General features: G+C 38.6%; 9 protein-coding genes. All 9 read left to right on the forward strand.

The features are described 5' to 3' along the window. The first annotated feature begins 4 nt into the window (after positions 1–4). Positions 5–1315, forward strand: coding sequence for an efflux RND transporter permease subunit (locus ACHRVZ_RS05780; RefSeq protein WP_035650031.1), 1311 nt, complete (start codon positions 5–7; stop codon positions 1313–1315). Then, positions 1287–3236 (forward strand): efflux RND transporter permease subunit, encoded by a 1950-nt coding sequence (locus ACHRVZ_RS05785; RefSeq protein WP_260402251.1) that lies wholly within the window; start codon positions 1287–1289, stop codon positions 3234–3236. The genes ACHRVZ_RS05780 and ACHRVZ_RS05785 overlap by 29 nt, the downstream gene beginning before the upstream one ends. Continuing rightward, a complete protein-coding gene (locus ACHRVZ_RS05790) occupies positions 3220–4470 on the forward strand; it encodes a TolC family protein (RefSeq protein ID WP_395421245.1) in 1251 nt (416 codons plus the stop codon). Before ACHRVZ_RS05785 ends, ACHRVZ_RS05790 begins: the two co-directional genes overlap by 17 nt. Continuing rightward, the gene (locus ACHRVZ_RS05795; RefSeq protein ID WP_035650029.1) at positions 4448–5788 is read left to right on the forward strand and encodes an efflux RND transporter periplasmic adaptor subunit; all 1341 of its coding nucleotides are present in this window, start codon (positions 4448–4450) and stop codon (positions 5786–5788) included. The genes ACHRVZ_RS05790 and ACHRVZ_RS05795 overlap by 23 nt, the downstream gene beginning before the upstream one ends. A 3-nt stretch (positions 5789–5791) precedes the next feature. After that, entirely contained in the window at positions 5792–7006 is a 1215-nt protein-coding gene (locus ACHRVZ_RS05800; RefSeq protein ID WP_035650027.1) for an efflux RND transporter periplasmic adaptor subunit, read from the forward strand. Positions 7007–7027: 21 nt separating this feature from the next. Beyond that, positions 7028–7567, forward strand: coding sequence for a DUF3347 domain-containing protein (locus ACHRVZ_RS05805; protein ID WP_035650025.1), 540 nt, complete (start codon positions 7028–7030; stop codon positions 7565–7567). A 179-nt stretch (positions 7568–7746) separates the two neighbouring features. After that, positions 7747–10272, forward strand: a complete 2526-nt coding sequence (locus ACHRVZ_RS05810) for a heavy metal translocating P-type ATPase (protein WP_395421246.1) — start codon at positions 7747–7749, stop codon at positions 10270–10272. Positions 10273–10298: 26 nt separating this feature from the next. Beyond that, entirely contained in the window at positions 10299–11543 is a 1245-nt protein-coding gene (locus tag ACHRVZ_RS05815) for a hypothetical protein (RefSeq protein ID WP_230039746.1), read from the forward strand. An 18-nt stretch (positions 11544–11561) separates the two neighbouring features. After that, positions 11562–12434, forward strand: coding sequence for a DUF2911 domain-containing protein (locus ACHRVZ_RS05820; RefSeq protein ID WP_395421248.1), 873 nt, complete (start codon positions 11562–11564; stop codon positions 12432–12434). The last annotated feature ends 106 nt before the right edge of the window (positions 12435–12540 follow it).

Consider the following 12540-nt stretch of genomic DNA (forward strand, 5'->3'; position numbering starts at 1 on the left):
ATCTATGGTACACAAATTAATAGAATGGTCGCTGCGCAACCGTTATATCGTTTTACTATTATCAGCAGGAATATTTGTATGGGGTATCATCTCTATTCAAAAAAATCCTATTGATGCTATTCCCGATTTATCTGAAAATCAGGTAATCGTTTTTACAGAATGGATGGGACGTGCTCCACAGCTCGTTGAAGACCAGATCACCTATCCCTTGGTTACCAACCTTCAGGGATTGCCCAAAATTAAATATGTAAGAGCTGCTTCCATGTTTGGTATGAGTTTTATTTATGTCATTTTTGAAGATGATGTTGATGTATACTGGGCAAGATCAAGAGTACTGGAAAGGCTCAGTACTATTAGCAGCACCTTGCCCAAAGGAGTTGCCCCGCAATTAGGACCCGATGGAACTGGGGTTGGGCATATACTCTGGTATACTTTGGAGGCACCCGGTGTTGACCTTGGCGAACAAAGAGCCCTACAGGACTGGTACGTCAAGTTTGCTTTGCAAAATGTTCCCGGAGTGAGTGAAATTGCTTCTTTTGGAGGATTTCAAAAAGAATACCAGGTTACCATTGATCCAAACAAACTGCTATATTATAAGCTGTCTGTCCCGGAGGTTATAAGTGCTGTACGTGCCAATAATAATGAAAGCGGCGGAAGAAAATTCGACATGAGTGATATTGGTTATATCATTAAGACATCCGGTTATCTGAAATCCATCAAAGAGATTGAGGATATCCCACTGAAAAACCAAAATGGCATTCCTATAAAAGTCAGCGATATAGGAACTGTCCAGATGAGCGGGGAAACCCGATTGGGAATCTTTGATCATAATGGCACAGGCGAAGTCGTTGGCGGTATAGTAGTGATGCGTTATGGTGAAAACGCAGATGCTGTAATTGATAATGTGAAAGAAAAAATGAAGGAAGTTGCTAAAGGGCTCCCAAAAGGGGTAAAATTCAATATTGTATATGACCGGGGACATCTGATTAAAGAATCTATTGATTCGGTTAAGCGTACCTTAATTGAAGAAATGCTTGTAGTGTCGCTTATCGTTATTATTTTTCTTTTTCACTGGCGCAGTGCACTGAGTATTATCATCCAGATACCAATTACCATTGCAGCAAGTTTCATACTGCTCAATGCCTTTGACATATCCTCCAATATTATGTCCCTTACCGGTATAGCACTTGCCATTGGAGTAATAGTTGACAACGGTATTATTATGAGTGAAAACGCCTACCAGCATCTCTCGCAACGGTATGCACAATGGGAATCTGAACAAAAAAATGAAACAAACTCTGATGAAAAGAATTAAAAATATATTTCGCAAAAAACCACAGTGGATATCCGAAGAGGAAAGACTCAAAATAATTGAGAAAAGCAGCAAGCAGGTTTCCCGTGGGGTGTTCTTTGCCACTGTAATTATAATTACCTCTTTCTTGCCTGTGTTTATGCTTACCGGACAGGAAGGAAAACTATTCCATCCTTTAGCCTTTACAAAAACATTCATACTGATTGTGGATGCCCTGTTGGTACTTACATTAGCTCCGGTACTGATTTCTTTTTTTATGAAAGGAAAATTCCGTCCAACCGATGCACATCCAGTAAATCGCTTTTTGGAAAGAGGTTATGAGCCAATTATACGCTGGGTTCTGAAATGGAGAAAAACAACTCTTGCAGTCAATATTCTGGCATTATTGATTTCTATTCCATTATTGATGCGGCTCGGAACGGAGTTCATGCCTCCATTGGATGAACAGAGTATTTTATTTATGCCTGTTACCCTCCCTGATGTATCTAATGGAGAAATCAAACGCATTTTGCAGGTACAGGATAAAATAATCAAATCGGTTCCTGAAGTAGAAAGTGTTTTGGGTAAGGCAGGGCGAGCTAACACAGCTACGGATAATTCCCCAATGAGCATGATTGAGACCATTATCATGCTAAAACCAAAATCACAGTGGCGTGAAGGAATAGATAAAAAAGATATTATTAAGGAACTCGATACCAAACTCCAGATACCTGGTGTAGTAAACGGCTGGACACAGCCCATTATCAACCGAATCAATATGCTGGCAACAGGAATTCGTACCGATGTAGGAATTAAAGTCTACGGACAAAATCTCGACACCATTGCTCGTGTATCTGAAAGGGTGAAAATGGCTTTAGAAGGAACTCCGGGAGTATCTGATTTATTTGTGGATCCTATTACCGGAGGCAAATACCTTGATGTTGATGTTAATCGCCAGGAATTGGCCCGATATGGCCTAACCGTGGATGATGTGAACCAAACCGTGGAATTTGCTTTAGGTGGTGCATCCATTGGCAATACTGTTGAAGGACGAAGACGTTTTTCAATAAGTGTGCGTATGGCCCAGGATTATAGAAATAGCGTGGAACGCATTAAACGCATTCCCTTACAGTCTCCTGCCTTTGGAGAAGTGCCATTATCTGCCGTTGCTGATATTAAATTCGTAGACGGACCGCCAATGATCAGTTCTGAAAATGCACTCCTTCGCGGAGCAGTCATGTTCAATATACGTGATCGTGATATGGGAGGAACCGTACAGGAAGCCATGAAAAAATTGGAAAGCGCCAAAAACATACTTCCTGAGGGGTACTTTATAGAATGGAGCGGACAATATGAGAACCTGATCAGCGGAGAAAAGACCCTTAAAGTCATTGCGCCGCTAGTATTGCTTATTATTTTCTTCGCCCTCTATTTTGCCTTTAATTCCCTTAGGGAAGCCTTTTTAAGCCTTATAACAGTTCCTTTTGCTTTAATTGGAGGTGCCTATATCATTTTTTTCTGGGATGTCAATCTATCAGTGGCGGTAGCAGTAGGTTTTATTGCCCTTTTTGGAATTGCCGTGGAAACCGGAATTGTGATGGTTATCTATCTCAATGATGCCATGGAGCAACTTATCCGGGCCAAAGGAAACTCAAGGGAAACCATCACTAAAGAAGATCTCAGGGAATATGTGGTACACGGCGCCGCAAAACGATTGCGCCCAAAACTAATGACCGTTTGCGTCTCATTATTCGGATTAGTACCTGTCCTGTGGTCCAATGGTGTTGGAATGGATGTAATGAAACCAATTGTATTGCCTATGATTGGCGGTGTATTTACCTCTGCCGTGCATATCTTATTAGTAACCCCGCTTATTTTCCTAATGTCCAAAGAATATGAACTAAGAAAATATGGCAAACTCGAAGTACATGATGTCAAACATTAAAATACTGGCAGTACTATTGCTTTTACTGCCCATACAGCTATGGAGCCAGACCAAACAGGTCTTGTCTCTTGATACAATCCTTCAAAGGATTGATAAAAAAAATGTGCTCCTGCAAAGCTATAGTTTAAAGGCAGAAGGATACAAGTACACTGGCGATGCCGCAACGGCATGGATGGCACCAATGGTGGGTGTGGGAACTTTTATGACCCCCTATCCCTTTCAGGAGGTTATGGATGACCGCGACAAAGGATCTTTAATGTTCAGAATTGAACAGGACATCCCCAATGTAGGAAAGCTAAACAAGAAGAAAAAATTCATCCAGTCCCAAGGAAACATTGAGAACGCTACCCGTGCCGTTACCCTTAACGACTATAAATCGAAGGCCAAACAGCTCTACTACAGCTGGATGGTGGCCGAACAGCGAATGAAAGTTTTGGATCAGAACGAAAAGATAATGCTGACCATGAAAAAGATTGAGGAAGTGCGCTATCCCTACAACCAGTCGCAATTGGGTAATGTATACAAGATCGACGCAAGGATTGAAGAAAACAAAAATATGGTCCGCATGCAGGAAGGTGAAATTGCAAAAGCAAGAGCATGGCTCAACAGCTTGATGAACCAGCCCGGCAATGCTGATTTTGCCATAGACACGAGTATTAATCCTGTCTTCAACCCAGCTTTACACGACACCACAAGCCTTGCAGGGGTACGTGGAGATATCAAGAAGATGGATGCTGGAATTGAATCGATGCAGCTTAGTATTGAGGCCATGAAAGCAGAAAAAAATCCCTCTTTTAAAATCCAGTTTGATCATATGAATTCTTTTGATAAAATGATGCCCAAAGCCTATTCGGTAATGGCAATGATGTCTATTCCTATTGCTCCCTGGTCTTCAAAAATGTATAAATCAGATGTCAAAGCAATGCAATACAATGTACAGGCTATGGAGAAAGAGAAATCCGCCATGCTGCAGGAAACCCAAGGTATGTTATATGGTATGCAATACGAAATACTGACCATGCAAAAAAGGATTCAGGGACTCGAAACAAAAATAATCCCTTCTATGCAAAAGTCCCTGGATGTAAACTTTCTGAACTATCAGGAAAACAAACTGCAGATTCCTGTAGTAATTGACTCCTGGGAAGCTTTAAATATGCTGCAGAATAACTTATTAGATGAAAAATTAAAACTATATCAAATGATTGTCGATTATGAAAAAGAACTCTATCGCTAAGTTAGTCGCATTGTTATTCGTTTCGATATTATTATTGACAGCCTGTAACAAGAAAACCGAGTATAACAGTAAGCCATCACATCAGCATGTTACAAATCAGGAATATACCTGTCCGATGCATCCTGAAGTTATTCAGGATAAGCCCGGCAGCTGCCCAATATGCGGTATGGAATTGGTTCCAAGACATACCCCTGGTACGGAAACAGCTATAGACAGCAGCCTGAAACACCTTTTAAAACCCGTCAATGAACAGGTCGTTTCTAATATATCTGTCATAAAACCTCAGGGAGGTACTAAAATATTCTCTCTGCAGGTACAAGGAATTATTACCTACGATACCCGTGAGCAGACCAGCATTTCCAGCAGGGTAAGCGGAAGGATTGAGCGCCTGCTGATTAAGTACAATTACCAGCCCATAAAAAAAGGACAGCTAATCATGGAAATCTATTCACCTGACCTTGCTGCCGCGCAAAGAGAATTGTTGTTTATTTATCAATCTGATGCAAACAATCCGATGCTTCAAAAAGCAAAAGAGAGACTGTCTCTGCTAGGTATGCAGCAGAAACAAATACAACAGGTATTAAAGACAGGTAAAATTTCCTATCGCATTCCTGTTTACAGTAATGCCACCGGGTACATCTTAGACAATACTGCGACAGCAAACGCTTCTGCAGCAGCTCCTTCGGCTTCACCTCAAAGCTCGGTGTCAGATGATGGCATGGGCGCTATGGGCTCAAGTGGCAATGCAGCATCAAATAATAGCGCATCTACCCCTGCTGCCTCTGCTATTATGCTAAGAGAAGGGCAATATATCGGTGCTGGACAATCACTCTTTACAATCTATACCAACAAAAACCTTATCGCTGAGTTTGCTTTTGATCCATCGGTATCACCCCAGATTAAAAAAGGACAAAAACTGGTGTTTTATGAACCATCAGATAAGCAAACCGTATATACTGGTACTGTCGGACTCATTCAGCCCGTCTTTAAAGAGGGAAGCAACTTTACTATAGCAAGGATTTATTTGCAGGATAATAAATTTCAAACTGGAAAATTAGTAACTGCAACCATTCCTATTGTCAGCAAAGGCTGGTGGCTCCCGCAAAGTGCCGTTCTCAATCTAGGAAATAAATCCATCGTTTTCAAAAAAGAAAAAGACGTCTTTGTTCCCAGAGAAGTTAAAACGAAAAACAATGCTGATGGAATGGTCCTAATAGATCAAGACATCAGTGATTGGGGTATTGCTGGCAATGCGGCCTATATGATAGACAGTGAGAGTTTTATCAAGATAGCTTCAGAAAATAAATTAAAAAATTAAGTCATGAACAGTAAATCAATAATTCGTACTATTTTGCTCATTGCAATGGTTTTTCCACTTCTATTTACAGCATGTGCCCAAAAAGAAGAAAAAAAAGTCAGTCAGGAAAAAGTTCAAACCTATACCTGTCCCATGCATCCGCAAATTGTAAAAGATAGTCCTGGCTCATGCCCAATCTGTGGAATGGATTTAGTGCCCTTCGAAAAAAACAACTCACAGGACTTTCTAACCTTGGGGCCAAGCCAGCAAGCTCTAGCCAATTTGACTACAATAACTGCCGGAGAAAATGAATTTTCAAATTCTTCCCGTCTCAATGGACGTTTGGTTACTGACCCTGAGCAAACTATTTACATCTCAAGCCGAGTGGCAGGAAGGATTGAAGAGTTGTATGTAAAAGAAACTGGTGTTCCCGTTCAAAAAGGCCAGCCTTTATACAGAATATATTCAGAGCAGCTATCAGCCCTGCAACAGGAGTACCTCATCGCCACAGCACAGGCCACAAGCTTTGCCGAGGATAAACGCTTTGCCCAAATAAAAAGTGCTGCAAAACAAAAACTATTATTGTACGGTCAGTCCGAAGCCCAGCTTAATGAATTATTCAAAAAACAAAAAGCATCCCCTTATGTTGATTATTATTCTCCAAACTCAGGAATAGTTGCAGAACTTTCCATTACAGAAGGCCAATATGTAGCAGAAGGAGCCTCTATTATGAAATTAGAAGATTACAATCGTTTATGGGTCGAAGCTGATGTTTATCCAGCCGATGCAGGTAAAATTAAAACCGGCCAAAAGGTTAAAGTTATAGTCTCGGGTTATGAAGATCAGCCCCAAACAATGACCGTAGATTTTATAAATCCTGCCCTGCAAACAAGTAAGCAGATAATACAGCTGCGTGGTACTATTGCCAATCCAAACAATCAATGGCAGGCAGGTCAGCAGGCAATTGTTTTACTGCCTTCCTCAGAACAGAAAATGAAATTGACCATACCTGTGGATGCTGTTATAAGAGACGGAAGCGGCACACATGTTTGGATTGAAATTGGAAAAGGCAAATATCAGCCTAGAATGGTGGCGATTGGTTCGGAAACCTTCGATGAAGTCGAAATTACTAGCGGATTAAAAAAAGGTGATGTCGTTGTTGCATCTGGCGCCTATCTCCTGTACAGTGAATTTATATTAAAGAAAGGTAAAAACCCAATGTCAGGAATGAAAATGTAATAACCAATCTCACAACAGACGATGAAAAAAATAATCAAAATAGGAATCCAAATATTATCAATCTTCTTACTTATTGCCTGCGGTAATAATGAAAACAAAAAGCAAGAGAATCCTAAGGATAGTGAAACTTCTGTCCCAATTTCAAAGGAAGCCGAAATCAGGATAAATGATGATGTCTTAAATGCGATATACAGCCAGTATGCCCATTTAACAGTAGCCCTTACCCAAGATAATCTCGGGGAAGCAAAACTGGCAGCCAATGCGATTGAAGCGGGAGCACGGGAAATTAGCAACAGCAGTAATCTTGCAGCAAGCGCTGCATCAATCGTTTCAGCTCCTGATATTGAAAAGCAGCGGGCTGCTTATTCTAAACTAAGCAATGAAATGGTTGCCTTGCTAAAAAAAGCAGGAATGGCCGAGGCTGAACTATACGTGGAATATTGTCCAATGGCTTTCGACAATAAAGGAGCCGTATGGATTAGTCCTACCAAAGAAGTGCGTAATCCTTACTTTGGAGAAAAAATGCTCAAGTGTGGTGAGGTGAAAGAAATAATTAAATAATTAGAATCTAAATACATAACTATTTGTAATTATTTTTCAGTGTTTTACAATAAGCTGTAACAGCTGATGAACAACAAGTCATTTTAAGTAAATTGAAATCACACGTTTACTAAAAAAAAAACACTAACTTTCTATATATTAAGTAAATAACGCTTCTAAACTGTAAAAAAAATAACCTTATGACACACACCTATACAATATCGGGAATGACTTGCGATGGATGTCGTACGAAAGTAGAAAAAACATTAAATGCTGTGGAGGGAGTAAAGGCAAATGTCACTCTAGATCCCCCATTGGCAACCATTATAATGGAAAAACATATTGCGACCGAGCAACTGCAGGAAGCATTGACTGCGGTTGGAAAGTACACCATTGAAATGACCCACACGACTCATTCGCAAGAAAAAACAGCAGAGAAATCATGCTGTAGTACTGCTAACGATCGTGATCATAAAAAGTTAGCTGCGCCTCATAATGATGCGGGTGGAAAATACTATTGCCCGATGCATTGTGAAGGCGATAAAATGTATGATAAACCGGGAGATTGTCCTGTATGCGGAATGCATTTGGTACAAGAACCAGCCGTTGTTCAGGTTCAGCAATACACATGCTCTATGCATCCGGAAATTATAACCAATGCGCCAGGATCATGTCCTATTTGCGGGATGGATCTAGTACCAATGGAACCAAGCGAAAGCGAAGAACAAAGGATTTATAAGGGTTTGGTTAAGAAAATGAAAATAGCGGTTGTATTTACAGTTCCTGTTTTCGCCATTGCCATGATAGAAATGGCACACAACAATCCTCTACTTCAACTAATGGATGCGGCTAAATGGAATTGGGTACAGCTTATTTTATCACTTCCTGTTGTCTTTTATGCCTGCTGGGTATTTTTTGTACGAGCATGGAAATCAATAATCACATGGAATTTAAATATGTTTACCCTTATCGGAATTGGTACAGGAGTGGCATTTTTATTTAGTTTAGTTGGAATGTTTTTTCCAGACATTTTTCCAAGTGAATTTAAGACCCAGCACGGAACAGTACTATTGTACTTCGAGGCCACAACAGTTATTCTGACTTTGGTTTTATTAGGACAATTGCTTGAAGCCAGAGCGCACAGTCAAACCAGTGGTGCTATAAAAGAATTATTAAAATTGGCTCCTACCGAAGCTACTTTGGTAATTGATGGCGGTGATAAAGTAATCTCAATCCATGATATAAAAAAAGGTAATTTATTACGGGTAAAACCCGGAGATAAAATTCCTGTGGATGGGAAAATAACCGATGGTGAAAGTACAATAGACGAATCGATGATTACCGGTGAACCAATTCCTGTAGATAAAAAAATAGGCGATATGGTGTCTTCAGGAACTATAAACGGAAACAAATCATTTATCATGATTGCCGAAAAAGTTGGTTCGGAAACCTTGCTTTCGCAAATTATACAGATGGTTAATAATGCAAGTCGTTCCAGAGCACCAATTCAAAAACTAGCCGATAGTATTGCTAAATATTTTGTACCAATTGTTGTTGTAATTTCCATTCTTACCTTTTTCATTTGGGCAAAATTTGGTCCCGAACCGGCATTGGTCTATGGGTTTATAAATGCCATTGCGGTATTAATTATTGCCTGTCCTTGTGCTTTAGGATTGGCAACGCCCATGTCTGTAATGGTAGGAGTTGGAAAAGGCGCTCAATCGGGAATTCTGATAAAAAATGCTGAAGCTTTAGAAAAAATGGATAAGGTAAATGTTCTGATTACTGATAAAACAGGAACAATTACAGAAGGGAAACCTTCGGTAGAAAAAATTGTTGCATTTCAATATTCAGAAGATGAACTGTTGCAATACATTGCTTCTTTAAATCAGTATAGCGAACATCCTTTAGCACAAGCAGTAGTAAAATTTGCAAAAGCAAAGAATGTCTCTTTAACGAAAGTCGATGATTTTGAAAATATTGCAGGAAAAGGAGTTATTGGAACTGCTATTGATAAAAAGATCGCATTAGGGAATAAAAAATTAATGGAGCAAGTAGGCGCAGCTATATCTGCCACAATTGAAGAGAAAATTATTGCCGAACAAAAATTAGGAAAAACAGTTTCTTATATCGCTGTAGATAAGAACGTAGTGGGATTTGTAACGATAACCGATGCTATAAAAGAAACCAGTGCTGCTGCTATAAAAGAATTAATGCGTCAAGGAGTTGAAGTAATTATGCTTACGGGAGATAATGTAAATACTGCCAAAGCTGTTGCTGACGAGTTGCATTTAACCTCTTTCCAAGCAGGTTGTTTACCGGAAGACAAATTAAAAGTAATAGAAAAATTACAAGCTGAAGGAAAAGTTGTGGCTATGGCAGGAGATGGTATTAACGATGCGCCAGCTTTGGCACAATCGGACATTGGCATTGCGATGGGAACAGGAACAGATGTTGCGATAGAAAGTGCCAAGATTACTTTGGTAAAAGGAGATTTGCAAGGAATTGTAAAAGCAAAAAATCTGAGCCACGCTGTAATGCGCAACATCAAGCAAAACCTATTCTTTGCTTTTATTTATAATGTCTTAGGCGTACCAGTAGCTGCGGGAGTTTTATATCCGTTTTTCGGAATATTACTTTCTCCTATGATTGCTGCCCTGGCAATGAGTTTTAGCTCGGTATCTGTTATTGTCAATGCATTGCGATTGAGAAGCTTAAAACTCTAAAGAATAATAATTTATTATAAAAACAAATGACCAATCTAGGACAAATTATTCTGCAGTATAAAAACGATAACGAAAGTGTCTATAATACCTGGTTTATAGATAACAACCAACGGTTAAAGGCATTTCGGACTATAAGACGCGGTGTTTTACAAGTCATTGAGGATATTAAAAAGAAAACCTTTCCTAATGATTTTAAAGAAAGCAGCTTAGAATTTGTTCTGAGTTGCATTGCTGAACAAAAACAAGTCTTTGCAGGTGTTTCCCATCCGTTTTATTGGAAACCCAAATTGCGCATTCCCGATATCTATGAAAATCAAAACAATAAATTGGCTTTCGGTCAATTCCTTGAAAATTGTATCAATGCCAAGTCTGAAGAGCAGGTTGTAAAAGAAATCATAAAACTCGATGAATTAAAAATTAAAGGATTAGGGCCTGCGGTTGCCAGTATTTTGTATTTCATACACCCAACCTGGTTCCCGCCATTCAACACTGCTATTCTCAATGGTTTTAATTTTCTTTTTAAAGACAAAAAAAAATTGGGAAGTTGGACAGAATATCTTAAAATAAGAGAAACTTTGATGGAAACTAACACTTTGCATAAATCTCAGCTGTCAAATGATTTGGGTGCCATTGCAGGATTGTGTTTTGAAATTGGAACTCAGAAAATGCTAATCGGTAACGATGAGTATTTAAGCGAGGCAGAACGTTCAAGATTCGAAAAAAACGTACACAAGCGTCAAAAAGAAATACTCGAAGAAAAACTGGAGGAAAATCTGCATAGTGAGATGCAATACCATCTGCTAAAAATAGGCATTTCTCTGGGGTTCGATGTTACCCCGGCAAGCAATGATAAAAACAAATCATTTAATGGACAAAATTTCTCCTTTATTTCACTTGGAAAATTCCCTGAGCTGCCTACAGACAAGGATACTCAAAATACGATCAAGCTTATTGATGTACTCTGGTTCAAAAAAGGTACAAATAAAATTATAGGAGCCTTTGAAGTGGAAAAGAGCACCAGTATCTACTCAGGCATACTGCGGTTATCTGACCTATACTTCACCCTATCAAGCGGTCAAGAAGTTTTTTATATTATTATTCCAAATAACCGTGAAAAGGATGTAGTTCTGCAGCTAAATAGACCTGTTATAAAAAATTCTAAAATGAATATAAAATACATCCTGTTTTCTGAACTAAGAGCTAATTGCGATGCGATTTGCAAGTTTGGAACAGACCATTCAATAATGGAAAAAATATCAAAATCAATTTAAAATTAAAATTAAAAAATTATGAAAAAAATAATTCTACTGAGCTTCATTATTATGCAATCATTATTAATTTTTGCACAAGAAAAAGTTCAAATTAAACTCACTCCTGCAAGTCCTTCGGCATCATTTCAACAAGAAATCGGAAGTTCAACAATTAAAATGGCCTATAGCAGACCCTTGGCAAGAGAACGAAAAATATTTGGTGAATTGGTGCCCTTTGGTAAACTATGGCGAACAGGTGCCAGTGACTGCACGACCATCAGTACTAATGAGGACATCACCTTTGGAGAAAATATTTTAAAAACAGGAACCTATTCTATATTTTCAATTCCTTCTGAAAATGAGTGGACTATCATCATAAATAGTGATATTACTTTACATGGAGAAACTGGCTATGATGAGAAAAAAGATGTTATGCGTTTTAGCGTTCCCACAGAAAAAACGACTAATTTTTACGAAACTTTTACTATCGAATTAAACGATATCAATAGTAAAGGGGAAGGTTTCCTTAAAATAGAATGGGAAAATACTATGGTTAAAATACCAATGAAAAGCAAAGCTGACAAAGAAATTTTAGCCCTAATTGACAAATATATTATTAAAGAGAAAAGTCAAAATGCTACTTTATTGTTTCAGGCAGCAAATTATTATTCAACCACGGGAAGAGCAAATAACCAAGCAGTATCCTGGTTAGCTGAGGCTGAAAAATTGGATCCCGAAAATTTTTATTATCCCACTTTAAGACAGAAAGTATCTTTAGAACTGAAGGATTATCCCAATGCTATTGAGGCAGCAAAAAAAGCCTTAACAATTGCAGAACAGAAAAAAATGAAGGGTACTGAAAAATTAAAAAATCAGATTGAAGAGTTACAATTATTACTTAAAAGTAAATAAATAATAAGTATTACAATATCACATTGAAAACTACAGGAGCATAAAAAAATCCTTGCCATTTAAGCCGATATAGTGTTATAATAACATTAGACTTGTTTTGTTCAGG

Source organism: Flavobacterium sp. FlaQc-57 (genome assembly GCF_044007395.1).
GTDB lineage: Bacteria > Bacteroidota > Bacteroidia > Flavobacteriales > Flavobacteriaceae > Flavobacterium.

What these genes read in the sequence shown, in the direction of transcription:
- ACHRVZ_RS05780 (WP_035650031.1), top strand. Translation starts at nt 5, where the DNA reads ATGGTACACAAATTAATAGAATGGTCGCTGCGCAACCGTTATATCGTT.
- ACHRVZ_RS05785 (WP_260402251.1), top strand. Translation starts at nt 1,287, where the DNA reads ATGAAACAAACTCTGATGAAAAGAATTAAAAATATATTTCGCAAAAAA.
- ACHRVZ_RS05790 (WP_395421245.1), top strand. Translation starts at nt 3,220, where the DNA reads ATGATGTCAAACATTAAAATACTGGCAGTACTATTGCTTTTACTGCCC.
- ACHRVZ_RS05795 (WP_035650029.1), top strand. Translation starts at nt 4,448, where the DNA reads ATGAAAAAGAACTCTATCGCTAAGTTAGTCGCATTGTTATTCGTTTCG.
- ACHRVZ_RS05800 (WP_035650027.1), top strand. Translation starts at nt 5,792, where the DNA reads ATGAACAGTAAATCAATAATTCGTACTATTTTGCTCATTGCAATGGTT.
- ACHRVZ_RS05805 (WP_035650025.1), top strand. Translation starts at nt 7,028, where the DNA reads ATGAAAAAAATAATCAAAATAGGAATCCAAATATTATCAATCTTCTTA.
- ACHRVZ_RS05810 (WP_395421246.1), top strand. Translation starts at nt 7,747, where the DNA reads ATGACACACACCTATACAATATCGGGAATGACTTGCGATGGATGTCGT.
- ACHRVZ_RS05815 (WP_230039746.1), top strand. Translation starts at nt 10,299, where the DNA reads ATGACCAATCTAGGACAAATTATTCTGCAGTATAAAAACGATAACGAA.
- ACHRVZ_RS05820 (WP_395421248.1), top strand. Translation starts at nt 11,562, where the DNA reads ATGAAAAAAATAATTCTACTGAGCTTCATTATTATGCAATCATTATTA.